25 protein-coding genes and 1 pseudogene are annotated in these 24,539 nt (G+C 49.5%); 12 read left to right on the plus strand and 14 right to left on the minus strand.

The window, feature by feature from the left end:
* The first annotated feature begins 130 nt into the window (after positions 1 to 130).
* The gene (gene ymgF / locus D9738_RS05170) at positions 131 to 349 is read left to right on the plus strand and encodes a cell division-associated protein YmgF (protein WP_130259686.1); all 219 of its coding nucleotides are present in this window, start codon (positions 131 to 133) and stop codon (positions 347 to 349) included.
* Between the two features lie 48 nt (positions 350 to 397).
* Positions 398 to 541 (plus strand): annotated as a pseudogene (locus tag D9738_RS05175) (autotransporter outer membrane beta-barrel domain-containing protein); the annotation flags it as partial.
* A gap of 56 nt (positions 542 to 597) precedes the next feature.
* Here D9738_RS05175 and D9738_RS05180 read toward each other — a convergent pair.
* From D9738_RS05180 to minC, 5 genes are all read right to left on the minus strand, one after another.
* Positions 598 to 933, minus strand: a complete 336-nt coding sequence (locus D9738_RS05180) for a YmgD family protein (RefSeq protein ID WP_165383319.1) — start codon at positions 931 to 933, stop codon at positions 598 to 600.
* 3 nt (positions 934 to 936) lie between these two features.
* Entirely contained in the window at positions 937 to 1,281 is a 345-nt protein-coding gene (locus D9738_RS05185) for a YMGG-like glycine zipper-containing protein (RefSeq protein WP_130205610.1), read from the minus strand.
* A 453-nt stretch (positions 1,282 to 1,734) separates the two neighbouring features.
* Positions 1,735 to 2,001: a cell division topological specificity factor MinE gene (gene minE, locus D9738_RS05190; RefSeq protein WP_001185664.1), complete on the minus strand. Its 267-nt coding sequence runs from the start codon at positions 1,999 to 2,001 to the stop codon at positions 1,735 to 1,737.
* Positions 2,002 to 2,004: 3 nt separating this feature from the next.
* Entirely contained in the window at positions 2,005 to 2,817 is an 813-nt protein-coding gene (minD, locus tag D9738_RS05195; RefSeq protein ID WP_000101043.1) for a septum site-determining protein MinD, read from the minus strand.
* Between the two features lie 23 nt (positions 2,818 to 2,840).
* Positions 2,841 to 3,536 carry a septum site-determining protein MinC gene (gene minC, locus D9738_RS05200; protein ID WP_130259688.1) on the minus strand — a complete coding sequence of 232 codons (696 nt, stop codon included), beginning with the start codon at positions 3,534 to 3,536 and terminating at the stop codon, positions 2,841 to 2,843.
* A 125-nt stretch (positions 3,537 to 3,661) separates the two neighbouring features.
* Here minC and D9738_RS05205 point away from each other — a divergent pair, with 125 nt between their 5' ends.
* From D9738_RS05205 to umuC, 5 genes are all read left to right on the plus strand, one after another.
* Entirely contained in the window at positions 3,662 to 3,955 is a 294-nt protein-coding gene (locus tag D9738_RS05205) for a YcgL domain-containing protein (RefSeq protein ID WP_130205736.1), read from the plus strand.
* Between the two features lie 71 nt (positions 3,956 to 4,026).
* Positions 4,027 to 4,686: a fumarylacetoacetate hydrolase family protein gene (locus D9738_RS05210; protein WP_130205613.1), complete on the plus strand. Its 660-nt coding sequence runs from the start codon at positions 4,027 to 4,029 to the stop codon at positions 4,684 to 4,686.
* Positions 4,687 to 4,776: 90 nt separating this feature from the next.
* Positions 4,777 to 5,223 (plus strand): YcgN family cysteine cluster protein, encoded by a 447-nt coding sequence (locus D9738_RS05215; protein WP_205712811.1) that lies wholly within the window; start codon positions 4,777 to 4,779, stop codon positions 5,221 to 5,223.
* Between the two features lie 1,714 nt (positions 5,224 to 6,937).
* Entirely contained in the window at positions 6,938 to 7,357 is a 420-nt protein-coding gene (locus tag D9738_RS05225; protein WP_130205617.1) for a translesion error-prone DNA polymerase V autoproteolytic subunit, read from the plus strand.
* Entirely contained in the window at positions 7,357 to 8,625 is a 1,269-nt protein-coding gene (umuC, locus tag D9738_RS05230) for a DNA polymerase V catalytic protein (RefSeq protein ID WP_130259689.1), read from the plus strand. Before D9738_RS05225 ends, umuC begins: the two co-directional genes overlap by 1 nt.
* Before the next feature lie 45 nt (positions 8,626 to 8,670).
* Here the strand turns inward: umuC and dsbB are convergent, their stop codons facing one another.
* Together dsbB and nhaB are read right to left on the minus strand one after the other, a co-directional pair.
* A complete protein-coding gene (gene dsbB / locus D9738_RS05235) occupies positions 8,671 to 9,201 on the minus strand; it encodes a disulfide bond formation protein DsbB (RefSeq protein WP_130205621.1) in 531 nt (176 codons plus the stop codon).
* Between the two features lie 145 nt (positions 9,202 to 9,346).
* Positions 9,347 to 10,888 carry a Na(+)/H(+) antiporter NhaB gene (nhaB, locus tag D9738_RS05240; protein WP_130259690.1) on the minus strand — a complete coding sequence of 514 codons (1,542 nt, stop codon included), beginning with the start codon at positions 10,886 to 10,888 and terminating at the stop codon, positions 9,347 to 9,349.
* A gap of 221 nt (positions 10,889 to 11,109) precedes the next feature.
* On the opposite strand from nhaB, the gene fadR reads away from it, so the two are divergent.
* Positions 11,110 to 11,829, plus strand: a complete 720-nt coding sequence (gene fadR, locus D9738_RS05245) for a fatty acid metabolism transcriptional regulator FadR (protein WP_130205625.1) — start codon at positions 11,110 to 11,112, stop codon at positions 11,827 to 11,829.
* Between the two features lie 51 nt (positions 11,830 to 11,880).
* Here the strand turns inward: fadR and D9738_RS05250 are convergent, their stop codons facing one another.
* On the minus strand, positions 11,881 to 13,413 hold the full coding sequence (locus D9738_RS05250; RefSeq protein ID WP_130205627.1) for a SpoVR family protein: 1,533 nt from the start codon (positions 13,411 to 13,413) through the stop codon (positions 11,881 to 11,883).
* A gap of 329 nt (positions 13,414 to 13,742) precedes the next feature.
* Between D9738_RS05250 and dadA the strand changes: the two genes are divergently transcribed.
* Positions 13,743 to 15,041 (plus strand): D-amino acid dehydrogenase, encoded by a 1,299-nt coding sequence (dadA, locus tag D9738_RS05255; RefSeq protein WP_130205629.1) that lies wholly within the window; start codon positions 13,743 to 13,745, stop codon positions 15,039 to 15,041.
* 9 nt (positions 15,042 to 15,050) lie between these two features.
* Positions 15,051 to 16,121 carry a catabolic alanine racemase DadX gene (gene dadX / locus D9738_RS05260; RefSeq protein ID WP_130259691.1) on the plus strand — a complete coding sequence of 357 codons (1,071 nt, stop codon included), beginning with the start codon at positions 15,051 to 15,053 and terminating at the stop codon, positions 16,119 to 16,121.
* A 56-nt stretch (positions 16,122 to 16,177) separates the two neighbouring features.
* Here dadX and D9738_RS05265 read toward each other — a convergent pair whose 3' ends face one another.
* Entirely contained in the window at positions 16,178 to 17,914 is a 1,737-nt protein-coding gene (locus D9738_RS05265; RefSeq protein ID WP_064528688.1) for a potassium/proton antiporter, read from the minus strand.
* A gap of 94 nt (positions 17,915 to 18,008) precedes the next feature.
* On the minus strand, positions 18,009 to 18,923 hold the full coding sequence (gene ldcA / locus D9738_RS05270; protein WP_130259692.1) for a muramoyltetrapeptide carboxypeptidase: 915 nt from the start codon (positions 18,921 to 18,923) through the stop codon (positions 18,009 to 18,011).
* 99 nt (positions 18,924 to 19,022) lie between these two features.
* Between ldcA and emtA the strand changes: the two genes are divergently transcribed.
* Entirely contained in the window at positions 19,023 to 19,634 is a 612-nt protein-coding gene (emtA, locus tag D9738_RS05275) for a membrane-bound lytic murein transglycosylase EmtA (RefSeq protein ID WP_130259693.1), read from the plus strand.
* Position 19,635: 1 nt separating this feature from the next.
* Here emtA and D9738_RS05280 read toward each other — a convergent pair whose 3' ends face one another.
* Complete coding sequence (locus tag D9738_RS05280; RefSeq protein ID WP_130259694.1) at positions 19,636 to 20,370, minus strand: flagellar brake protein; 735 nt, start codon at positions 20,368 to 20,370, stop codon at positions 19,636 to 19,638.
* A 198-nt stretch (positions 20,371 to 20,568) separates the two neighbouring features.
* Between D9738_RS05280 and D9738_RS05285 the strand changes: the two genes are divergently transcribed.
* Positions 20,569 to 20,823, plus strand: a complete 255-nt coding sequence (locus D9738_RS05285; RefSeq protein ID WP_000511315.1) for a GlsB/YeaQ/YmgE family stress response membrane protein — start codon at positions 20,569 to 20,571, stop codon at positions 20,821 to 20,823.
* 49 nt (positions 20,824 to 20,872) lie between these two features.
* On the opposite strand, the gene D9738_RS05290 is transcribed toward D9738_RS05285, so the two are convergent.
* Genes D9738_RS05290 through D9738_RS05300 form a run of 3 tightly spaced genes read right to left on the minus strand, consistent with a single transcriptional unit; the run spans position 20,873 to position 24,532 of the window.
* On the minus strand, positions 20,873 to 22,843 hold the full coding sequence (locus tag D9738_RS05290) for a TonB-dependent receptor (protein WP_130259695.1): 1,971 nt from the start codon (positions 22,841 to 22,843) through the stop codon (positions 20,873 to 20,875).
* Between the two features lie 25 nt (positions 22,844 to 22,868).
* Positions 22,869 to 23,723, minus strand: coding sequence for a ModD protein (modD, locus tag D9738_RS05295; protein WP_130259696.1), 855 nt, complete (start codon positions 23,721 to 23,723; stop codon positions 22,869 to 22,871).
* Positions 23,720 to 24,532 (minus strand): class I SAM-dependent methyltransferase, encoded by an 813-nt coding sequence (locus D9738_RS05300; RefSeq protein WP_130259697.1) that lies wholly within the window; start codon positions 24,530 to 24,532, stop codon positions 23,720 to 23,722. The genes modD and D9738_RS05300 overlap by 4 nt, the downstream gene beginning before the upstream one ends.
* Positions 24,533 to 24,539: the final 7 nt, after the last annotated feature.

Here is a 24,539-nt window from a genome sequence, read left to right on the forward strand (position 1 = left end):
AAAATGATCGCCTGAGCGTGAGGTGACGTAATTATAGACAGCTAATTAGCTCGTTTCGTCTTGTTACTATTGTTCATTATTTTGTTTGCTATAATTGTCTGAAATTTTTGACAGGATTACCATCAGTAGCATGAACAAGAGTAATAATCTGGATTATTTTACTTTATATATCATTTTCTCCATTGCATTTATGCTAATCACTTTCCTGGTTATCCTTTTTGCCAAACCCAGCACCTGGCGGGGAGAAGTGCTTGTTACTATAAATTTGCTAAATGCGTTGGTTTGGTTGGCGATCAATGTGGTTAATCGGTTAAGGGAAAAACTCGTTAGCCATAGGGATCAGCCTTAATCCTTCTGTTATCACTGTCAGAAAACGGCTAAATGAGTTGCTGGCAGTGCGCGTAATCAGGGGGAAATTAAACTTGGCGTAAATGGCAATCTGAATTCAGCGGCCAGCGTCTGGGGAAATGTTGGCGTTCAACTCGGTGATAATGGCTACAATGACACCGCAGTTATGGTGGGATTGAAATATAAGTTCTGATTCCTTCGCCTGCTAAAAAACGCGCCGAATCAATCGGCGCGGTACTGCATTAATGATTATTTTTTGCCAATGGCACGCATGGTGTCATCAATGGCGGTAATTAACAGCATTTGCGGATCTTTAGCACAAACCTGGTTCAGTTTTTCTACCACTTTGCCACTGAGTTCCGGAGATTGCTCGATCTTTAAATCACGGCTCGTAACGCTGGCGTTACCCATTACAGCCACAATTTCTGCAACCTGTGCGCTGTCAGTTTTTGCCATTTCGTTGGCTTCAGCACAAGTAATATAGGTTTCTGCTGGCAAACCGTTCTTAATATTGTAGTCCTGCGCCCAGCTCATTGGTGCGAAAACAAACAGACCAGCCAGTAATGCAAATTTTTTCATTATCATTCCTTATTTCATTTTACCCAGAATGGCACCACCTGTGCCGCCAACTACAGCACCTTTAATCGCGCCTTCCAGACCATTGCCGGTCAACACGCCAGTGACTGCACCAACGGCAGCACCCACTTTCGCACCTTTGCGGGCATTTTTACCGTCACGACCTTTTTCAGTTACTGCACCAACACCAGCGCCCACAGCAGCGCCTTTCAGCACACCATTAACGCCATTGCCAGTCAGTAAACCTACGCCTGCACCTAACAGCGCACCTTTCGTGGTGCGATTCATATCCGCCATTGCTGGTGCGGAGCAGAACAATGCTGAGATAAGCCCGAAGGCGAGTATTTTTTTCTTCAACTTAGATGTCCGGTATTAAGTAAGTTGCACACACAATAATTTCGTCTTTAATTAATATTCACTTAACTAAAGAACGCTCGCTATTATTCAGATAATTCAAAATGAGCGCGAATGGTATAATAGTAATTGTGTTTTATGCTTGAATGGGAATAATCTTAAATAAGGATTAACTCATTGATTTGAAATATTTTCTTCAAGAAATGTCATCAGGTGTTAACATGGTATTGTAAAGGTTATGCGATCTGAAATATCAATATTGTTGTGTGATTTAAATGTAAAAAATATTTATCAAAAAAGGCAGGATAAGTAATTTCGCTCTGGTGGCAATAGTGTGAATTAGCGGCGATTTGAGCTGACAATAGAAGGGGAGAACAAAATTTAGACCAAATGCAATCTGACAGATACCAGTATAAACAACCGGTAACTGTCAGATCAGGTTTGAGCTAATACAGCTTATTTCAGCTCTTCTGCTTCTGGTAAGGTCACGTTAAGCTCAAGAATGGAAATATCGCCATCCTTTTGCTCAAGCTGTACGGTCACCATCTCGGGATCAATTTGTACGTATTTACAAATGACATCAAGAATATCTTTACGCAACTGCGGCAGATAGTGTGGTTCTGCATCGCTGCGACGACGTTCAGCAACAATAATCTGCAGCCGTTCTTTTGCAATGTTGGCCGTGTTTTTCTTCCGTGAGAGAAAGAAATCGAGTAATGCCATAACTTATCCTCCGAACAAGCGTTTGAGGAAGCCTTTCTTCTCTTCTTCAATGAAGCGGAAAGGGCGTTCTTCACCCAACAGGCGTTCTACGGTATCTGCGTAGGCTTTACCCGCATCGGCATTGATGTCGAGAATGACCGGTTCACCCTGGTTAGAGGCGCGCAATACGGATTGATCCTCTGGGATCACACCGACGAGTTTGATGCGCAGGATTTCCAGCACGTCTTCCATACTCAGCATGTCTCCTTTGTGCACGCGACCAGGGTTATAGCGCGTTAACAGCAGGTGCTCTTTAATGGGTTCTTCGCCGTTTTCTGCGCGACGTGATTTCGACGCCAGAATACCTAAAATACGGTCAGAGTCACGAACTGATGAGACTTCCGGGTTCGTGGTAATAATGGCTTCATCAGCGAAATAAAGAGCCATTAATGCACCGGTTTCAATACCCGCCGGTGAGTCACAAACGATAAACTCAAAGTCCATCGCTTTTAGGTCATCAAGAACTTTGGCCACCCCTTCGCGGGTGAGGGCATCTTTATCGCGAGTTTGCGATGCCGGGAGAATGTAGAGGTTATCAGTACGCTTATCCTTAATTAGCGCCTGATTTAGCGTTGCATCGCCCTGAATGACGTTGACGAAATCGTACACGACCCGACGCTCACAACCCATAATCAGGTCGAGGTTACGCAAGCCGATATCAAAATCGATCACGACAGTTTTCTTTCCCTTCTGGGCCAAACCAGTGGCGATGGCCGCGCTGGAGGTGGTCTTTCCAACGCCCCCTTTCCCCGAAGTAACAACAATAATGCGTGCCATAAAAATTCCTTGTTAAAAAGGGATCAATTTAACGATTGAACGGTCAAAGCGTTTTCGACTAATTGCAGCCGTGCCGCTTTGCCATAAAATTCTACTGGGATTTTATCACTCAGCCAGTATTCACCAGCAATAGATACTAGTTCGGCCATCAGGTTAGTACAAAATATTTGCGCTTCCCGGTCACCACTTGCCCCGGCCAGCGCACGACCGCGCATCATGCCATAGATATGAATGTTACCATCTGCGATCAATTCTGCTCCTGCACTTACATTACTTGTAACAATCAAATCACATTGTGGAGCATAAATGCGCTGACCGGAACGTACAGGAGTATCTATTAAACGTGTTTTTGTGTCCGGGATCGTATTTTGCGCTGGAGCCTGGGGAACGGGAGCTGAACGTGGCGCTTTTTCCTTTCCTTCAGTCAGGATTGGTAGCCCCATCTTTTCTATTTCAGCTTTCAGTTTCGCATTTTTGCAACCGCTGACGCCAATTATCCGCAAGCCAGTTGCTGAGATAGCTTTGTGCATTGCTGACCAGTTGACCCGTTCTTCGAGGCCACTGACATTGAGTACGACGGGTGCATGTTTTAAAAATGCCGGGGCCTGAACGATTTTGTCTTCCAGCGCTTGATGAATAATCTTAGGCTCTGCCTCATGCAGATGAACCACGGATAAGGTGAAGTTGCTACCTTTAAGCTCGATTGGCGTGTTTGACATCCTGGCCTTACTCAATTAGCTAATTATCATCATCAGCGAGCGATGATATTACGAAGACTATCAGGCATGTTATAGTCTGGATTATATTGAGGCAAGTCACCCCCACATTTATTCAGAGTAAAATTATGTTTTGTGTGATCTATCGAAGTAGCAAACGTGACCAGACCTATTTATATGTCGAAAAAAAAGACGATTTTTCGCGTGTTCCAGAGGAGCTGATGAAAGGGTTTGGCCAACCTCAACTCGCGATGATTCTGCCATTGGATGGGCGGAAAAAACTGGTAAATGCCGATATTGAGAAAGTTAAACAGGCATTAGCCGAGCAAGGTTATTATCTCCAGTTACCACCACCACCTGAGGATTTGCTTAAACAACATCTTTCTGTGATGGCGAAAAATACAGACAGTACTGACAAATAACCGATATCCGGCGGTGGCATCATATTCGTTGGAGCGGGTTTTAAGAACCACGATGAAGTGAGAGGAACGTTATGTATCAACATCACAACTGGCAAGGTGCGCTGCTGGATTATCCGGTGAGTAAGGTCGTCTGTGTTGGCAGTAACTATGCCAAACATATTAAAGAGATGGGGAGTGAAGTGCCCGAAGAGCCCGTGTTGTTTATTAAACCTGAAACGGCACTGTGTGATCTGCGCCAGCCCCTGGCTATCCCCTCTAATTTCGGCTCGGTTCATCATGAAGTTGAACTGGCGGTGTTGATTGGCGCGACGCTACGTCAGGCCACGGAAGAGCATGTGCGCAAAGCTATTGCAGGTTACGGTGTGGCGCTCGATCTGACATTACGTGATGTTCAGGGAAAAATGAAGAAAGCCGGACAGCCGTGGGAAAAGGCCAAAGGGTTTGATAACTCGTGTCCACTTTCCGGGTTTATTCCTGCAGCAGAGTTCAGCGGTGATCCACAAAATACGTCGCTGGGTCTAAGTGTAAACGGCGAACAACGCCAACAAGGTACGACTGCGGACATGATCCACAAAATCGTTCCACTGATTGCTTATATGAGCAAGTTTTTTACCCTTAAGGCCGGTGACGTTGTGCTGACAGGCACGCCTGATGGTGTTGGTCCGCTGCACAGTGGCGATGAATTGACGGTTACTTTCGGCGGTCATTCTTTGACAACTCGCGTTTTGTAATACTTTTGCCGCCTGAAAGGGGCGGCAAAGCTTGCATCGCCGTGCCAGACTGGTTATAAGGTGCGTTTTAACGTAATGGTGGAACACCTGATGAGCGATATACCTTTCTGGCAAAGTAAAACCCTGGACGAAATGAGCGATGCAGAATGGGAGTCGTTGTGTGATGGTTGTGGTCAGTGCTGCCTGCATAAACTGATGGATGAGGACACCGACGAAATCTACTTCACTAACGTTGCCTGCCGTCAGCTCAATATTAAAACCTGTCAATGTCGGAACTACGAACGCCGCTTCGAGTTTGAACCCGACTGCATTAAATTAACTCGTGAAAATCTGCCCACGTTCGAATGGCTACCGATGACTTGTGCTTATCGCTTGTTGGCGGAGGGTAAAGATTTACCTGCGTGGCATCCGCTACTTACCGGTTCAAAAGCAGCCATGCATGGCGAACGCATTTCAGTGCGCCATATCGCGGTGAAAGAGTCGGAAGTGATTGACTGGCAGGACCATATCTTAAATAAACCTGACTGGGCGCAATAATCCGCATCAGTCAAACCGCCGCGAAAATGGTCCTTGCGGTTTTCTGGTCATCAATAACAAGGTCTGGCGCACAGTGTATTAGCGATTTGCTACCCGGGAAGAAATGAACCGATTTCCCAGACGTGTCGCCAGAGTGCCACGATGAAGTTTGGGCTGGCGGTATATTGGAAGTATGAAATATTTTGTACTGGTGGGCTGACGTATTAATCCTGAATCCTGCAAAAAATTTTCGAGCTAAAAAGTGAGAGCGTCATCGCTGTTTCTAAGTAAATTGCAGCACGCGAAAAAAGATAATCTACGGTATGACAATAATTTAAATGCCGTAACCAATGGACACATTTATTAGACTGCCTGAACATGCATGCTTATTCTACTCAGGTGTTCTGGTGGGTATAAAATGAAAGACGGTAAATTCGGACATCAAACGACGCCGTTATATATCCGAGATACAGGTAGTTGATATAAAAATACTCGTGAATATGCTTGTAGAATATGTAAAAAATTCATAAAGTCCTTTTATATTGTTAGCTTTATTTAGCGCTATGCACTGGCGGTTGAAACTGAGAATGGGTGATTCTGATTACGTGAGATTGTTCAATTCCAGTCTATGTTTACTCTACAATAATGCAAATGACAGTGGACAAAGAAGCGCCATCAGGCGATGGATTCGCCGTAGAATGCTACTACCTGAGCAGGATAGGCCACAGCAAGATCCTGATCTACCCTATGATTTTCAACATAATAAATACCCCCATCTTCCTGAGCGTAAATACCCAACGTTACGCAACTCCCCCCCACTCATGGAAAAGTCCTGCATTAACTTCTCGTCTGTCATATTGCTTTTCATTATCCAACTCTGGCGTGATTAATATCACGCCGTGCTGAAAAAACTCCATTCATACTGTTAATCCATGGTAACGTGTCTTTAGCTGATCGATAAACTTTAGCGCTATAGTAAAAACGCTTCACGATAAAAATATAAATATCGGAAGATATTATTGACTTGATCATTATCAATGACCATCTTGAAGGCCGCCACCGGGAACAATGTGTCAGGAAAATAATAACTACTCTTTATGTCATTTTAATATCGAAGATATCCCATTAACTAAAACATCTGTAATTCTATTGATCATTAAATCCTCGTTGTTAATAAAACAAATGGCTTCTTTTATTATTTTTTTTGAGGCTTATTTATGGTCTGTGTTATTGCTCTCGTTGTCCATCTTCTCAGATTTATTGTGGTGGGCAGAGTCCAAAGTGATGAAACCAAAGAACTGGTTGATGTCGTAACCGGATAAGTCACTGCTATCCATTCATTACGTGGCCAGGATCACACGGGTACAGGATGAGCCGTAGAGCAAGGTCCGTAGGTAGGTTTACGGTGGGTTAGATAGTAAAAAGAAACGCGGCTGTCGGATTGTAGCCGCGGGACAAGGTCCAAAAATTTCCAAGAGTCGTTGAATTTCCCAGCTTTTTTGGAAGCACAGGTATCTTACTAATAACTAAAAAAGGTTTAAACTATAAAATTAACCGTATTTTTAGGTAATGCTTACCGACATATCCATACCGCGTTCAGACGGTTAACAGTGGGGCGGCAATCCTTAAGGAGCAGCCTACGCAGCGACAGATATTGATAGCCTGAATCAGTATTGATCTGCTGGCAAGAACAGACTACTGTATATAAAAACAGTATAACTTCAGGCAGATTATTATGTTGTTTATCAAGCCTGCGGATCTCCGCGAAATTGTGACTTTTCCGCTATTTAGCGATCTTGTTCAGTGTGGCTTTCCTTCACCGGCAGCGGATTACGTTGAACAGCGTATCGATCTGAATCAATTGCTTATTCAGCATCCCAGCGCGACTTACTTCGTCAAAGCGAGCGGAGACTCCATGATTGACGGTGGGATTAGTGACGGTGATTTATTGATTGTCGATAGCGCTATTACCGCCAGCCACGGTGATATCGTCATCGCTGCTGTCGATGGCGAGTTTACGGTGAAAAAATTGCAGTTGCGCCCGACGGTACAGCTTATTCCCATGAATAGCGCGTACTCGCCGATTACCCTCGGCAGCGAGGATACGCTGGATGTCTTTGGCGTAGTTGTCCATGTAATAAAGGCGATGCGCTGATGTTTGCCCTTTGCGATGTGAACTCGTTTTATGCCAGTTGTGAAGCGGTGTTTCGCCCTGACTTATGGGGTAAACCGGTGGTTGTGCTATCGAATAATGACGGTTGCGTTATTGCCCGAAACGCTGAGGCAAAGGCGCTGGGCGTTAAAATGGGCGATCCCTGGTTCAAACAAAAAGAGCTGTTTCGTCGCTGTGGCGTTGTCTGCTTTAGCAGCAATTATGAGCTTTACGCAGACATGAGCAATCGGGTGATGTCGACGCTGGAAGAGCTATCTCCTCGCGTGGAGATTTACAGTATTGATGAAGCGTTCTGCGATTTGACGGGGGTACGTAACTGCCGCGATCTCACTGACTTTGGCAGAGAAATTCGCGCAACGGTACTGCAACGAACGCATCTCACCGTAGGGGTGGGTATCGCTCAGACCAAAACGCTGGCAAAACTTGCCAATCATGCGGCAAAAAAATGGCAGCGGCAGACCGGTGGGGTGGTGGATTTATCCAATCTGGAACGCCAGCGTAAATTAATGGCCGCTTTACCCGTAGATGAAGTCTGGGGAATTGGACGGCGCATCAGCAAAAAATTGAACACGATGGGTATCAAAACCGTTCTGGATTTGGCGGATACAGATATCCGGTTTATTCGTAAACACTTTAATGTCGTGCTCGAAAGAACGGTGCGTGAACTGCGCGGCGAACCCTGTTTGCAGCTGGAAGAGTTTGCACCGACGAAGCAGGAAATTATCTGTTCCCGCTCGTTTGGCGAACGTATCACGGATTATGAATCGATGCGGCAGGCCATTTGTAGTTACGCCGCCCGGGCGGCAGAAAAACTCCGCAGTGAGCATCAATATTGTCGGTTTATCTCCACGTTTATTAAAACGTCGCCATTTGCGCTCAATGAATCCTATTACGGTAATAGTGCGTCGGTAAAACTGCTGACGCCTACCCAGGACAGCAGAGACATTATTAACGCGGCTACGAGCTGCCTGGACATCATCTGGCAAGCGGGCCATCGCTACCAAAAAGCGGGAGTGATGCTGGGCGATTTTTTCAGTCAGGGAGTGGCGCAGCTAAATTTGTTCGATGACAACGCACCGCGTCCCGGTAGTGAACAATTGATGGCGGTAATGGATATGCTGAATGCTAAGGATGGCAGGAGAACACTCTATTTTGCCGGACAGGGGATCCAGCAACAATGGCAGATGAAGCGTGCCATGCTTTCGCCTCGTTATACAACGCGAAGTTCTGATTTACTGCGGGTCAAATAAACATAGCGGCAGGAAAAAGACGCTCCCGCAGGAGCGCCGAATTGATTAGCGACCAAACAGATCACGTTTTTTCGCTTTAAACGGCTGGGAAATCACCACCAGCACCGCGACAATCAGGTAAGCGATAAAAATACCGAGCAACCACTGTGGCATTTCCAGACCTAAAAATTCCCACTGACGCTCGGCACAATCGCCAGAGGCGACAAACACTTGTGGCACCCATTTATCCAGCGGCAGCCAGTCCGGGAAGCGAACCATGAAATCACAGGTCGCAAACGGTGAGGGATAGAGTTGAAGCATAGTGTGTTCGTAAGTTAACTGCACACCGCGGAACGCACTGTATAACCAGATAATCATTGCTACATAACGTAGCGGAGTTTTCGGGGCGATGGCGCCAATGAGTGCAGCGCCCAGAACGCCAAATAACGCACAACGTTCATAAATACAGAGCACGCAAGGTTTTAGTAACATCACATGCTGGAACCACAGCGCCGTCAGTTCCAGTGCCAGAGCGGTTAACGCCATTAACAACCACGCCCCCCGGCCTTGTGAACATTGGTTCAAAAATCGCAACATAATAATTTCCCTGCAATATGCATCGAATGCGCAGTTTAAACCAATTCATTCGTTGCGCCACCAGGAGGGAGTAAAAATAGGATGTAATTGAACAATTATCGGGCGAAAAGGCAAACCGGGCATAAATATGCCCGGTAAGTTGTTATCAAAGCGTTGCTATCCACCCCATTTGCATAAACCATTCGGTTACAGGGGCAAGAGTAAACTCGACGCAGAGCAGTCCGACGAGAGTCAGTACGAGGGTATAAGGCAGGGCCATCCACACCATGCGACCATAAGAGAGACGAATCAATGGCGCGAGTGCGGAGGTCAGCAGGAACAAGAATGCTGCCTGGCCGTTCGGCGTGGCGACGGAGGGCAGGTTGGTCCCGGTGTTAATAGCGACCGCCAGCAGCTCGTATTGCTTCAGGGTGATAACGCCACTCTCCATAGCTGCCTTCGCTTCGTTGATATAAATCGTCCCCACGAAGACGTTATCCGAAATGGATGACAGCAGGCCGTTGAAAATATAGAACAGTGACAACTGGGCGTGTTCCGATGCCTGTAGGACAAAATGAATAATTGGCGAGAACAATTGCTGGTCGATAATCACCGCAACTACCGAGAAAAAGACCGTCAACAATGCGGTAAACGGAAGTGATTCGGTGAAGGCTTTGCCGATAGCGTGTTCATCAGTCACACCGGTCAGTGATGTCGCCAGAATGATCACAGACAAACCAATTAAGCCAACTTCTGCCAGATGTAGTGCCAGCGCGATAACCAGCCAGACGCCGATGGCTGCCTGGACAATCAGGCGAACTTTATCCTGGCGGGTACGCTGTTGGCGGCTTTGATCGTCAAACTGCTGCAGCACTTCGCGGACTTTCTCCGGCAGTGTTTCACCGTAGCCAAACCAACGCATTTTTTCCACCAGCAGGCAGGTTAACATGCCACCGATCAGGACCGGAACGGTTACCGGCGACATGCGCAGAAAGAAATCGCCAAAATGCCAGCCAGCGGCTTTGGCGATAATCAGGTTTTGCGGTTCGCCTACCATAGTCATCACGCCGCCTAATGCGGTACCGACGCCCGCGTGCATCATCAGGCTACGTAGAAAAGCACGGAACTGCTCCAGCACCACCTTGTAATGTTTGTCGATATGGCTGTCGTCTTGCAGGTCAGTATCTTCCGTGCGGGAAGAGGCTACGCGGTGATAAATACCATAAAAACCGACAGCGACGCTGATCACCACCGCCACGACGGTTAAGGCATCAAGGAACGCGGAGAGAAATGCTGCCGCAATGCAAAAAGAGAGCGACAACAGCATTTTGGAGCGAATGCTTAACAGCAAGCGGGTAAAAATGAACAGCAATAGCTGTTTCATAAAATAGATCCCCGCAACCATAAACATCAGTAGCAGCAAAACCTCAAGGTTTGCAGCCACCTCTTCCCGAACATGTCCTGCGCTGGTCATGCCAATAAATACGGCTTCGATAGCCAACAGACCACCTGGCAGTAGCGGATAGCACTTCAGGGCCATTGCCAGCGTGAAAATAAATTCCGCTACCAGCAGCCAGCCAGCAACAAAAGGACTGACGAGAAAAATGAGCGGGTTAATAATTAAAAAAATGATGAGGGCAAGTTTGTACCAGTCGGGTGACTGGCCTAAAAAATTGCGCCATAACGCGCGGCCCCAGGAGATTTCCATGATGGTTTCCCTTACCTTAGTAATAATCAATGATGTTTTTATGTTTAAGCGCAAAGCTTAACGGTCGGGCAGGAGTGAGGCAAGTATTGATGATCAAGGAGAAAGAGATGCAGAAAATGAAGCCTTGATCCCTTTTTTCTTCTTTTTGTCTGCTATCAGCGTGATTAGCCCTCTGGTATGATGAGTGCAACTTTGTTTTGCTGTGTTATGGAAATCTCACTATGGTCATTAAGGCGCAAAGCCCGGCGGGTTTCGCGGAAGAGTACATTATTGAAAGTATCTGGAATAACCGCTTCCCTCCCGGGACTATTTTGCCCGCAGAACGTGAACTTTCAGAATTAATTGGCGTAACGCGTACTACGTTACGCGAAGTGTTGCAGCGCCTGGCGCGAGACGGCTGGCTGACTATTCAACACGGCAAACCGACGAAGGTGAATAATTTCTGGGAAACCTCCGGGTTGAATATTCTTGAGACGCTTGCGCGACTGGATCACGAAAGTGTGCCGCAGCTTATTGATAATTTGCTGTCGGTGCGTACCAATATTTCAACCATTTTTATTCGCACCGCGTTTCGTCAGCATCCTGATAAAGCGCAAGAAGTGTTGGCAACCGCCAATGAAGTGGCCGATCACGCCGACGCCTTTGCTGATCTGGATTACAACATTTTCCGCGGTCTGGCGTTTGCTTCCGGTAACCCAATTTACGGTCTGATCATTAACGGGATGAAAGGGCTGTATACGCGAATTGGTCGTCACTATTTCGCTAATCCGGAGGCGCGCAGTCTGGCACTGGGCTTCTATCACAAGCTATCGGCATTGTGCACTGAAGGCGCGCATGATCAGGTTTACGAAACAGTGCGCCGCTATGGGCATGAGAGTGGCGAGATATGGCACCGGATGCAGAAAAATCTGCCGGGTGATTTAGCCATTCAGGGGCGATAATCCCTTCCGTTTAAAAAGCAAACCCCTCAAACGAGGGGTTTTTTGTTGTTTTTACAGATTACCCATTCTTGGCGGGCAACGTTCCAGCAACTCGACGCTGCCGTCTTCGTTTTGCTGTTCGAGCATCACATCAAATCCCCACAGGCGATGCACATGCTTCAGCACCTCTTTACGCCCCCGGTCCAGCGGAGCGCGGTTATGCGGAATGTAGCGCAGCGTCAGTGAACGGTCGCCGCGTAAATCCACGTTCCAGATCTGAATATTCGGCTCCAGATTACTTAAGTTATATTGCGACGATAATCGGTTACGGATCTCCCGATAACCTTCCTCATTATGAATGGCAGAAATTTCCAGATAATTATGGCGATCGTCATCCAGCACAGTGAAGAAGCGGAAATCACGCATCACTTTCGGTGACAGGAACTGGCTGATAAAACTCTCATCTTTGAAATCACGCATCGCAAAATGCAATGTTTCCAGCCAGTCAGAACCGGCGATATCCGGGAACCAGTATTTGTCTTCTTCCGTTGGCGACTGACAAATCCTTTTAATATCCTGGAACATGGCGAAACCAAGCGCATACGGATTTATTCCGCTGTACCACGGGCTGTTATAGGGTGGCTGGAAGACCACATTGGTGTGGCTGTGCAAAAACTCCAGCATAAAACGTTCCGTTACTTTCCCTTCATCATACAGATGGTTAAGGATGGTATAGTGCCAGAAGGTCGCCCAGCCTTCATTCATCACCTGGGTCTGTTTTTGCGGATAAAAATACTGGCTCACCTTTCGCACGATGCGCAGGATTTCACGCTGCCATGATTCCAGCAGTGGGGCATTTTTCTCCATAAAATAAAGCAGGTTTTCTTGCGGCTCGGAAGGATAGCGGCGCGCTTCGGCGACTGTTTTCTCTTCTTCGCGCTTCGGCAGGGTACGCCACAGCATGTTGACCTGACTTTGCAGATACTCCTCGCGACTTTTCTGCCGGGCTTTTTCCTCCTGGAGAGAGATTTTTTGCGGACGTTTGTACCGGTCCACGCCGTAGTTCATCAGGGCATGACAGGAGTCCAGCAGCTTTTCTACTTCATCAACGCCATAACGCTCTTCGCACTCGGTAATATATTTACGGGCAAAAATCAGGTAATCGACAATGGAACTGGCGTCAGTCCAGCTGCGAAACAGGTAATTGTTTTTGAAGAAAGAGTTGTGACCATAGCAGGCGTGTGCCATCACCAGCGCCTGCATGGTAATGGTGTTCTCTTCCATCAGGTAAGCGATGCACGGGTTAGAGTTAATGACAATTTCATAGGCCAGCCCTTGCTGACCGTGCTTATACAGACGTTCGGTTTCGATAAACTTTTTACCGAATGACCAGTGCGGATAGTTAATCGGCATGCCGACGCTGGAGTAGGCATCCATCATCTGTTCCGAAGTGATCACTTCAATCTGGTGCGGGTAGGTATCCAGCCGATAGAGTTTCGCCACCCGGTCTATCTCTGCAAGGTAAACATCCAGCAGGTCGAACGTCCAGTCGGGTCCATCGCTCAAACGTGTGGTGTCCTTATTCATAGAATCGATCGTCGCCATACGCGCACCTCATTGTTGTCGGCGCTCTCTGTGTGGAACGCCTCATTTCAAGCATAGAACACCTGTTAAAAACCGCGTCACCGGAGAATTTTTTTCTTTGCGATTTCTTATTATCGGAGTGCCAATAATTAGCTTCTCAACGGAATTTTCTGCTGGATAAAAAGCACGTTCAGCAGGAGATGCCAAAGACAGCATATTCCCGCTGTGTCAGGGAGATGTGAGCTGGTTCACCATAAAAAACCTATATGTTGAATAATATTTTCAACTGAGTTATCAAGATGTAATTAGATTATTATTCTTTTACTGTATCTACCGTTATCGGAGTGGCTATGCGAGTTGTCATACTGGGAAGTGGTGTGGTAGGCGTTGCCAGCGCCTGGTATCTGAATCAGGCAGGACATGAGGTCACCGTCATTGATCGGGAACCGGGGGCGGCTCTTGAAACCAGCGCAGCGAATGCCGGGCAAATCTCCCCCGGCTATGCCGCGCCGTGGGCAGCACCAGGCGTGCCTTTAAAAGCGATTAAATGGATGTTTCAGCGCCATGCGCCGCTGGCCGTTCGTCTCGACGGTACGCAGTTCCAGTTGAAATGGATGTGGCAAATGTTACGTAACTGCGACACCAGCCACTATATGGAAAATAAAGGGCGGATGGTGCGCCTGGCGGAATACAGCCGTGATTGCCTGAAAGCATTACGCGCAGAGACAAATATCCAGTATGAAGGTCGGCAGGGCGGGACGCTGCAACTGTTCCGTACCGAACAACAGTATGAAAATGCCACTCGCGATATCGCCGTGCTGGAAGATGCTGGTGTGCCGTACAAATTACTGGAATCCAGCCGCCTGGCGGAGGTGGAGCCCGCGCTGGCAGAAGTGGCGCACAAACTGACTGGCGGTCTGCAACTGCCCAATGACGAAACCGGAGACTGCCAGCTGTTTACCCAGAATCTGGCGCGGATGGCGGAGCAGGCAGGGGTTAAATTCCGCTTTAATACGCCAGTTGATCAGCTGCTTTGTGACGGCGAACAAATCTATGGCGTGAAGTGTGGTGATGAAGTGATTAAGGCCGATGCGTATGTGATGGCGTTTGGTTCTTACTCGACGGCGATGCTTAAAGGCATTGTTGATATTCCTGTATATCCGCTGAAGGGGTATTCCCTGACCATCCCAATTGCGCAGGAAGATGGCGCGCCGGTATCCACCATTCTGGATGAAACCTACAAAATCGCCATTACCCGTTTCGATAACCGCATCCGCGTTGGCGGAATGGCGGAAATTGTTGGCTTTAACACTGAACTGTTACAGCCGCGTCGTGAAACGCTGGAAATGGTCGTTCGCGATCTCTATCCGCGCGGTGGTCATGTCGAGCAGGCTACTTTCTGGACCGGTCTGCGCCCGATGACACCAGACGGCACGCCGATTGTTGGTCGTTCACGCTTTAAAAATCTGTGGCTGAATACCGGTCACGGTACGCTCGGCTGGACGATGGCTTGCGGTTCCGGTCAGTTGTTAAGCGATCTGCTTTCGGGGCGCACGCCCGCTATCCCGTATGAGGATTTAAGCGTAGCGCGCTACAGCCGTGGATTTACGCCATCACGCCCGGGCCATTTACATGGCGCGCACAGCTAAGGAATCGAGATGACCAGACCGATACAGGCCAGCCTCGATCTACAGGCATTAAAACAGAATCTGAACATTGTCCGCCAGGCCGCGCCGCATGCGCGCGTCTGGTCGGTGGTAAAAGCGAACGCGTATGGGCATGGTATTGAACGTATCTGGAGTGCGCTCGGGGCGACTGATGGCTTTGCCTTACTTAATCTGGAAGAGGCCATTACCCTACGTGAGCGCGGCTGGAAAGGGCCGATCCTCATGTTGGAAGGTTTTTTCCACGCCCAGGATCTGGAGATTTATGACCAGTATCGCCTGACTACCTGCGTTCACAGTAACTGGCAGCTCAAAGCGTTGCAAAACGCGCGACTAAAAGCACCACTGGATATTTATCTTAAAGTGAACAGTGGAATGAATCGGCTGGGCTTCCTGCCCGATCGCGTGTCCACCGTCTGGCAGCAGCTGCGGGCGATGGCGAATGTTGGCGAAATGACCCTGATGTCGCATTTTGCCGAGGCCGAGCATCCTGATGGGATTACCGAGGCGATGGCGCGTGTTGACCAGGCGGCGGAAGGGCTTGAGTGTCGACGTTCGTTGTCTAACTCGGCCGCGACGCTGTGGCATCCGGAAGCGCATTTTGACTGGGTGCGTCCGGGGATTGTTTTGTATGGTGCATCGCCGTCCGGTCAGTGGCGCGATATCGCCAATACCGGATTACGTCCGGTAATGACGTTAAGCAGCGAGATTATTGGTATCCAGACGCTAAAAGCGGGAGATCGTGTGGGCTATGGCGGTCGCTATACCGCGCGCGATGAACAGCGAATTGGCATTGTTGCCGCCGGATACGCTGACGGTTATCCGCGTCATGCGCCAACCGGTACGCCGGTTTTAGTCGACGGCGTACGCACCATGACGGTAGGGACTGTCTCGATGGATATGCTGGCGGTCGATTTAACGCCTTGCCCGCAGGCGGGTATTGGTACACCGGTTGAGCTGTGGGGCAAAGAGATCAAAATTGATGATGTCGCCGCCGCTGCCGGAACCGTTGGCTATGAGTTGATGTGCGCGCTGGCGTTACGTGTGCCTGTTGTGACGGTGTAACTTGTTGTAGCCGGATGCGACCAGCGTCGTATCCGGCGATACAAGACGGATCAAACTTAAGATTCGGCTTCTTCCTCCGCTACCCGAACGCCAATCTTCAGCACTTCATTATCTTCTTTCTCGGCCACCGTCCAGATCATCCCGGCAAACTCCACCTGATCACCGACAACCGGAGCCGCGCCTAACAATTGCTGGACAATTTCCCCCAGCGTTTGCTGTTTATCGCGATACTCCCGACCGTCTTCCAGACCATATATCAGCGCCACATCGGCATATTTGGCACTGGCTTCAAGAATGAAGTCACCAAAGAAGCGTTGATCCAGCGCGACTGGCGGTGACTGGCTGAACAGTTTACCGAGCGCCGGGAGATCGCGTTCCCGACCAATCACGCACAAGACGTCGCCTTCACGCAGTCGGGTGCTGCCAGTGGGATGAAGCAATTGGTTATCACGAAATAGTGCCGCAATACGCGTCTCTTTTGGCATATGCAGGTCGCGCAGCGCCGCGCCCACGCACCATTTATCGGCACTCAACTGATAAACAAACTGTTCCCACGGGTTTTCCGGATGAATATCAAGGCCAACGCGTGATACCGGGCGTCCGACGGGCGGAACCACCACTTTGGCTTTTTTCGCTGCCCACGAGAGCGACGTTCCCTGTAACAACAGCGAAACCAGAACCACGAAGAAGGCGACATTAAAGAACAGCCGTGCATTCTCCAGGCCCGCCATCATCGGGAACACCGCCAGGATAATTGGCACCGCGCCGCGCAGCCCGACCCAACTGATAAATACGCGCTCGCGCAAATTGAAGCCACGGAACGGCAGCAATCCGGCAAATACCGAAAGGGGACGAGCGAAGAAAATCATCCATGCGGACAAAATGAGCGCTGGAATGGCAATAGGCAGTAAGTCGCTTGGGTTAACCAACAGCCCAAGCACCAGGAACATGGCGATCTGCGCCAGCCAGGCGAGGCCGTCGAAATTCTGCAGAATGCCGTAGCGGTTGCGAATAGGGCGATTACCCAGCAGAAAACCGCACAGATACACCGCCAGAATACCGCTACCTTCCAGCGCAGTGGTTAATGAGAAAATCAGAATACCGCCGCTTAATGCCAGCAATGGATATAATCCGGCGGGCAGGGCGATGCGGTTGATCATTTGCAGCAGTAAATAACCGCCACCAAGACCTATTACAATGCCCAGACCAAATTGTTGCAGAATATCGACAATGAACATCCAGCTAATATTGCTCTCATGATGCTGGATCATCGCAATCAGGGTAATGGTCAGAAAGACCGCCATTGGATCATTACTGCCGGATTCTATTTCCAGCGTCGAGCCAACACGTTCGTTAAGCCCCTTGCCGCCAAGCAGAGAAAATACCGCAGCGGCATCCGTGGAACCGACAATGGCGCCGATTAATAAGCCTTCAATCAAATTGAGATTAAAAAGCCACGCCGCCATCATGCCGGTTAAACCAGAAGTAATCAGCACGCCCACCGTCGCCAGTGACAGCGCCGGACCTAACGCCACGCGAAATGAACTGGCCTGGGTACGCATCCCGCCGTCGAGCAAAATAATCGCCAGCGCGAGGTTACTTACCATGTAAGCAAAAGGATAATTATCAAACGGGATGCCGCCGACGCCATCAACCCCCGCCAGCATGCCGATCGCCAGAAAAATAACCAGAATGGGAATGCCAAGACGGGAAGAAAATGAACTAAGTAAAATACTGCTGGTGACAAGGATGGATCCTAAGATGAAAAGGCTAATTATTGTTGTGGCATCCAACGGTCGGTTACTCCTGATTACGCTGTCTCTTATATAAACCCTACCATATTAGCGGCAGAAACAGCGTTTTACTTAGCCCTGAAACGTGATTTTTTTACACTTTAAGAACAGGATGACCACTAATCGTCAACTGTGTGCCTTCCTGGGTGTGATTAAGGATGGCATGTGCGCCCAACGGCAGCGTAACTGTGCGTTGTTCATGACCAAAATCGAGGCCAGTTATGAGTGGAATAGACAGGCGGGAACGCAAGAACGCGTACACCGACTTCAGGTTGTAACCCGCGTCATAATTATTGGGCGTGCTACCACTGAAGCTACCGAGGATAATCGCCTTCTGACGCGGTAAAATTCCGGCATGATAGAGCTGTAACAGCATACGTTCGACGCGGAAAGGATGCTCGTTAATATCTTCCAGCACCAGAATACCGTTCTCAATTTGCGGCATCCACGGCGTACCAATCAGCGAAATCAGCATCGCGAGATTGCCTCCCCACAACGTGCCTTCGGTCCGACACGTCGGGCCTTCCCCTTGCCATTCAATGGTGAATGTTTCATTGCGTAATGCCAGCCAGAAATGGTGCTCGGTAAAGGCGTTCAGCTCTTCCGCGCCAAAATTCGCCACCAGCATCGGGCCGCTAAAGGTGATGACATTACCCTGGGTCAGCAGTCCACACTGGATGGCTGTGAAATCGCTATGCCCGCAGATCAGCAACGGATTATGTTGTTGGCGAGCAACCAGCGCCTGCCAGTCAATATCCGCCAGTAAGCGGCTGGCACCGTAACCGCCGCGAACCGCCAGTACGATAGTGTTGGGTGATGTCAGCCCTGCAAGAGAATTAATATCCGCCAGACGCTCCGTTTCCGTACCTGCAAACCGCTCACAGCGACGGGCAATGACCTCTACGTTATTGACCTGATGACCCGCATCCATCAGGCGTTGAATACCGCGCTGCGCGGCGTGCTGATTAATGCAGTAACCCGACGGGGCGATTAAGTGAAACTGAGACATGGCAATTCCTTGCTGACAACAGAAACGAATTGTATATCATGCCGCTTAGGTGTGCCGTTGTCACCTCAACGGCGATTCCAGGCTATAAGGATAGATGAAGTGAAATTGAGATGGTTTGCCTTTTTGATTGTGTTATTAGCGGGTTGTTCATCAAAACATGACTATACGAATCCTCCGTGGAACGCGAAAGTTCCGGTACAACGTGCAATGAAGTGGATGCCAATAAGTCAGAAAGCCGGTGCTGCCTGGGGTGTCGATCCACAATTGATCACGGCGATTATCGCTATCGAGTCGGGCGGTAACCCGAACGCGGTGAGTAAATCGAATGCCATTGGTTTGATGCAGTTAAAAGCCTCCACGTCCGGACGCGATGTTTATCGCCGTATGGGCTGGAGTGGTGAGCCGACGACCAGTGAGCTGAAAAATCCAGAGCGTAATATCTCAATGGGGGCAGCTTACCTGAATATTCTGGAAACCGGCCCGCTGGCAGGTATTGAAGATCCGAAAGTACTGCAATATGCGCTGGTAGTGTCATACGCTAACGGGGCAGGCGCACTGCTACGGACTTTCTCCTCAGATCGGAAAAAGGCGATCAGCAAAATCAACGATCTGGACGCTGAGGAGTTCCTCGATCACGTCGCGAGAAATCACCCCGCGCCGCAGGCTCCACGCTATATCTACAAACTCGAGCAGGCTCTGGACGCAATGTAACTCAGTCGCGTACTTTGTCCGCTTTCTCACGGGCTTCCCGCTCCAGTGAGAAAATAATTCGCTGTAATTGCCGCTCCACCGTCGGGCTGACGTTAAGAAAACGAAAGCTCAGACGGGGAGTGGAGACGGTTTCATTTTTACCATCAATCAATTTACGCTCGCTGATCGTCAGTAACTGGGCATCAAAGTGAAAAATGCCCCATTGTCCCATGTTGACTTCAATCTGTGCGAAGCGCATGCCTTCTTGCAATCCGGCAGGCTTTGCCGTTTCCAGTAATGCGCCCATGCCGCCTAACGACAAATCATACAGGCGAAAACGTAACGTGCTGTTATCCGCCAGTTTGGTCTGGCAAAAATAAGGCGGATGGAGCGGGGCGGAGATGCGGAAATATCTGCGTCGCTGCACAAACCATAGCGCGGGAGGTGGTGCGGTAATAAAGGCCGGAAGCTGCAGGTATTCACTTTGCTGTAATTGTTCAACAGTAAACTCGACTTTCGCACCCTGAGTTTCGGCGGTAATGGTAATGTGCCGCGCCTTAAGCACGGCATTGTTGTCTTCTGCTTGACTGCCGTAATCCAGCACCAGCTTATCCGAGGTTATTGCCAGTATTTTGCTGATCAGTTGACCGTCACTCCAACTGATACGCAAGGGAATTGCGGCTTTATGCAAATCGCGTAAAACGCCCAACACTGCTAAAGGATTTTGTTTCAGGAACTGCTCATGGTAGTGACTCACGCGGAAAAACTCCTGACCGACAAACTGTCTTTGGTTTATCGGTAGCGATTAACAAAACTTTATACAAATGAGAATTTTTTTTACATATTGGCTGCAAATCAACCGCCAGACGCCCAACATCAAACTTACCCTTGCCTATACTTAGAGCGTTGACGTAAGCATTTCTTGCGTCCTGTTCATAGAAACGAGGGCCTGAACATGGGAATTATTGCCTGGATTATTTTTGGCCTGATAGCCGGCATTATCGCCAAGCTAATCATGCCGGGGCGTGATGGTGGTGGATTTTTCCTGACCTGTATTCTCGGGATAGTCGGTGCGGTGGTCGGCGGCTGGCTGGCGACCATGTTTGGCATTGGCGGCTCCATCAGCGGTTTTAATCTGCACAGCTTCCTGGTGGCGGTAGTGGGAGCTATTCTCGTTCTGGGCGTATTCCGCCTCCTGCGAAGAGAATAAGATTTTCATAAGGCGGATAGCGATACAGATGCCGCTATCCGCTTTCACATCAGAACGTATACTCGACACCTGCCCAGAAATTGCGACCTTCTTCAATAAACCCTTCACTGTAGGCATATTGGGTATCAAACAGGTTATTGACCGACGCATTGACGCTGAAGCCATGACCTAAGGCGTAATCGGCTCGAATGTGGGTCACCGCAAAACCGGCGGCTTTTTGTGAACCGTCACTGTTGCTGTAGCTGGAGGAACGCGCCTCTTCCGACAGTGTTACGCTTAACGGCTCCCACGGTTTGAGAGTCATCCATGCGGTCATTGTCTGCGTTGGCAGATCGGTTATCTTGCCGATGTCTTTGCGTTTGGCGTCAGCGTGGATCAGGGCGTAGCTCAACCCTACATCCAGTATATTGCTGATTTTCCCCTTAATACCGGCGTCCAGACCGCTGTAATCCACCGTGCCGCTGTTCTGGTTTTGAATGGTATCGGCATCGATATTGTGCGAGAGTATGGCATCACTCACCCGATTATAGTAAACGCTGACCTCAAATCCCCAGTCGCGCGTGAAGGCACCATTCCAGGTTAAATCTACCCCGCGCGCGCGTTCCGGCTTGAGCTGCGGGTTAACAATCGCTATCTGGTTATACGCTGGTTTGGACGTGGTATAGCGTTCTTTCAGCGTCGGAAAGCGTGTGCGGTCATAGTACGAAAGCGCCAGCGTGTCTTCATTGGCAAAGTGGTATTTCCCCATCACCTGCCAGTTAAAAGCTGACTGATTGTTGTCGTCATAATGGGTGATGCTGCCATCGTTCTCATGTTTTTTCGCTTCTACGCTATCGCGCCAGTCATAGCTGATTCCCGCCACGACATCGACATTATCGGCGGCAGCCCATTGATATTCACTGGCGAGCGACCAGGTGCGATCTTCATAGCGATCGTAAGCGGCGTGCGGCGCACCTTTTTCTCGGTGTACGTCATCTTTCCAGTTAACGGCAAACGACAGCAGATCGTTTTCACGCACATCGGCTGCCAGTTGTAATCCGGCACCGTCGCTGTAATCGGAATAATGGCTGTAGCTGCCTTTTTTATTTTTCAAATCAGCCAGCGAGTTGTACATCATCAGCGTATTTTCAAAGGTGTCGCGATACAGCCGACTTTTCAAAGTAAAACGCTCGTTTAGCTGGGTCGTTCCCTGATAATAAAAACTTTCTTTGTCATACTCCGGCCACTGCCAGTAGCGTGATTTCTGACCACTGTTTCCGCTGTATGGCGGGTTATCTTTTTCACCATCCTGCTTAATGTAAGTCAGTGTGTATTCATCGTTTTCGCGCGGTGTAAAACCGAGCTTCACAATGCCGCGTTTATCATCAGCCGATGAGTTAATCATCTTGCCGTGTTTGCCTGCAATATCGTTATTTACACCATGCGGCAGGCCGAGAAAATCCTGCTTTAGCTGGCTACCGCTGACTTGCAAATACCCCAGATCGCTGCTGGCGGCAAATGAAGCATGCATATCGTAGGCATTGTCCCGGCTACGGCTCCATCCCTGGCGATATCCCAGATTTGCTTCCAGAGGTTTCGTTGGCTTCTGGGTGGTGATATTAATGGCACCGCCCATCTGATTAGGCCCCTGAAGCAGCGACGAATACCCTTTGGAAACTTCGACCGCGCCCAGATTGTTGGTCAGAATCCGCGCCAGATCGAGGTTGCCGTCATAGGGAACATAAATCGGTACGCCGTCGAAATAGACCGGTACCTGACGGCTATCAAAACCACGAACTTTGACCTGTTCTTCGTTGCGGCTGCCTGACTTTTGCAGCACTACGCCAGGGACGACGCTTAATGCCTTAGCGACATTCTGTTTATCCAGGGCCTTCATGGTGGGTTGATCGAGAACGGTGGTCGTCGTCGATGATACCGGACTGGACCATACGGTCAGCGTGTCGCTCTCCTGAGCCGCTACGGCCTGCTGGGTAAAGGCAAGTGATAGTGCTGTGCAGAGATAACGTTTTTTGAGTCTCATAGAATAAATTCCGTTTAACAAAGAATTAAAAAGAGGCTGCGGGTTGCAGACTGACTTTGATGTCAGCCGGTGCCGCGTAATAAGGCGCGGAAGTAATAAAAAGGCGAATGCCGCAGTCGAGGTAATTTTTGAGTGTCGTCAGATTAATTCCGCCGGTCAGAGCCAGCGTGCAGTGGGGAGCCAGCGACGGCGCTATTTGCGCAATTTCAGTTGCCTGCTGCGGACTAAATTTGTCGAGCTGAAGTACGTCTGGTTGCGCGCGTAACGCGGCGATAGCCTCTTCAGACGTGTCGGCTTCAACAACAATTTTCTTCTCGGGGGCGTGGCGACGTAACTGGGCGATTGCGCCCGACCAGTCCTGATTGTCAGCAAGAAAATGACGGTGGTTGGCGAACAATAATATAGTTTCCGCACATCCGGCACGGTGAATCAGCCCGCCAGCGGCAATGACAGCTTGTGTTGCCAGCAACCGGGTTCCAGGGATAGCTTTTCGGGTGCAGGCGATATTGCCGTCAGGATAACGTTCACGAAGCAACGCCAGCATTTGAGCGAGATAATCTGAGACGCCGCAACTCCACTCCAGTACGTTCTGAACCGCTTTCCATCCCTGATGAAGCGCAGCAGCGTCGCCGTGGGCATGGATCAGCCGCTGACCTGCATCCGCTTGTGAACCGTCGCTGACCGCGTCATCAATGGTTAACCCCAGCGTGGTTAACATCTTACACGCGACAGAAACGCCGCTGACGCAGCCGCCCTGGCGGTGAAAAAACGCAATATAGCCAGGCTGGTGTCCAATATTTAATGCCCGCGTGGTCAGGTCACCGCCCTGGATATCTTCCAGAAGTAACGCATCGATTTGTGCCTGAGAAATGAAGATCATCGCAGTGCCTCCGGCGGCACGCTATCCCACCAGATGAGCGCCCAGTCGCGGCTGGCAGGGGCGAGGGCACGAGCATCTTGTTGTTGATACCAGCGATATAACCGTTCACGCTCATCGTCGTTAAGCGCGCCAAGACTCCAGCTGACGTTCTGCTCAAAACGTTCCCAGGTGCTGTTATCCTGTTGGCAATTTTGTCCACGGATAAAATCGACGTGAGCATAAATTCCCATTTGATACAGGACGTTGAGCGCAAAAATATAGTTGGGTAATTCGATCACTTCCCGACCTGCCGCCCGCTGAATGGCCGGGGAGACGAACGAGGTGCTGACCAGATGGGTGGTGTAGACGCGCAGCCGTGCCTGATTATTCAGTTTGCTCATTGCCTGGCGCATATCAGCCACCAGTGTGGATCGGGAAGCCACGGCAATATCGCAGCGTGGCAGGTCACTCCAGTCCTCTTCCCAGGCGCGCTGGATCCAGTGGACATTGTCTGCCTTCAGCGCGGCGGCGCGGCGGGCGGCAACGTTCAGCATCCCCTGACTGTAATCAACGCCATAAATCGTAGTGAGTTTGTCAGCCAGCGCCAGCGATACGGTGCCTGGTCCGCAGCCCATATCGAATAAGGTCTGCGCGCCTTGCAGGTCAATTTTAGCGATCAGTTGTTGCAGGTAGCTGTCCGTTGGCGAGGCACAATTTTCAGCCATTTTCTCCGCCCGTTGATCCCAGTTATCGGGCGTTTTTTCTGTGCGGTGAGCCAGTTTGAGTTGCTGCAGATAAAGGTCTGCAAAATCAATATCATCAATGAGCATGATTGTT

Source organism: Escherichia sp. E10V5, from assembly GCF_004212315.1.
In the GTDB taxonomy this organism is placed as follows: Bacteria; Pseudomonadota; Gammaproteobacteria; order Enterobacterales; family Enterobacteriaceae; genus Escherichia.

What these genes read in the sequence shown, in the direction of transcription:
- umuC (WP_130259689.1), top strand. Translation starts at nt 7,357, where the DNA reads ATGTTTGCCCTTTGCGATGTGAACTCGTTTTATGCCAGTTGTGAAGCG.
- D9738_RS05215 (WP_205712811.1), top strand. Translation starts at nt 4,777, where the DNA reads ATGAGCGATATACCTTTCTGGCAAAGTAAAACCCTGGACGAAATGAGC.
- ldcA (WP_130259692.1), bottom strand. Translation starts at nt 18,923, where the DNA reads ATGTCTCAGTTTCACTTAATCGCCCCGTCGGGTTACTGCATTAATCAG.
- fadR (WP_130205625.1), top strand. Translation starts at nt 11,110, where the DNA reads ATGGTCATTAAGGCGCAAAGCCCGGCGGGTTTCGCGGAAGAGTACATT.
- modD (WP_130259696.1), bottom strand. Translation starts at nt 23,723, where the DNA reads ATGATCTTCATTTCTCAGGCACAAATCGATGCGTTACTTCTGGAAGAT.
- minD (WP_000101043.1), bottom strand. Translation starts at nt 2,817, where the DNA reads ATGGCACGCATTATTGTTGTTACTTCGGGGAAAGGGGGCGTTGGAAAG.
- D9738_RS05205 (WP_130205736.1), top strand. Translation starts at nt 3,662, where the DNA reads ATGTTTTGTGTGATCTATCGAAGTAGCAAACGTGACCAGACCTATTTA.
- D9738_RS05225 (WP_130205617.1), top strand. Translation starts at nt 6,938, where the DNA reads ATGTTGTTTATCAAGCCTGCGGATCTCCGCGAAATTGTGACTTTTCCG.
- minE (WP_001185664.1), bottom strand. Translation starts at nt 2,001, where the DNA reads ATGGCATTACTCGATTTCTTTCTCTCACGGAAGAAAAACACGGCCAAC.
- D9738_RS05300 (WP_130259697.1), bottom strand. Translation starts at nt 24,532, where the DNA reads ATGCTCATTGATGATATTGATTTTGCAGACCTTTATCTGCAGCAACTC.
- D9738_RS05285 (WP_000511315.1), top strand. Translation starts at nt 20,569, where the DNA reads ATGGGAATTATTGCCTGGATTATTTTTGGCCTGATAGCCGGCATTATC.
- dsbB (WP_130205621.1), bottom strand. Translation starts at nt 9,201, where the DNA reads ATGTTGCGATTTTTGAACCAATGTTCACAAGGCCGGGGGGCGTGGTTG.
- ymgF (WP_130259686.1), top strand. Translation starts at nt 131, where the DNA reads ATGAACAAGAGTAATAATCTGGATTATTTTACTTTATATATCATTTTC.
- minC (WP_130259688.1), bottom strand. Translation starts at nt 3,536, where the DNA reads ATGTCAAACACGCCAATCGAGCTTAAAGGTAGCAACTTCACCTTATCC.
- D9738_RS05180 (WP_165383319.1), bottom strand. Translation starts at nt 933, where the DNA reads ATGATAATGAAAAAATTTGCATTACTGGCTGGTCTGTTTGTTTTCGCA.
- dadX (WP_130259691.1), top strand. Translation starts at nt 15,051, where the DNA reads ATGACCAGACCGATACAGGCCAGCCTCGATCTACAGGCATTAAAACAG.
- dadA (WP_130205629.1), top strand. Translation starts at nt 13,743, where the DNA reads ATGCGAGTTGTCATACTGGGAAGTGGTGTGGTAGGCGTTGCCAGCGCC.
- D9738_RS05210 (WP_130205613.1), top strand. Translation starts at nt 4,027, where the DNA reads ATGTATCAACATCACAACTGGCAAGGTGCGCTGCTGGATTATCCGGTG.
- D9738_RS05290 (WP_130259695.1), bottom strand. Translation starts at nt 22,843, where the DNA reads ATGAGACTCAAAAAACGTTATCTCTGCACAGCACTATCACTTGCCTTT.
- nhaB (WP_130259690.1), bottom strand. Translation starts at nt 10,888, where the DNA reads ATGGAAATCTCCTGGGGCCGCGCGTTATGGCGCAATTTTTTAGGCCAG.
- D9738_RS05250 (WP_130205627.1), bottom strand. Translation starts at nt 13,413, where the DNA reads ATGGCGACGATCGATTCTATGAATAAGGACACCACACGTTTGAGCGAT.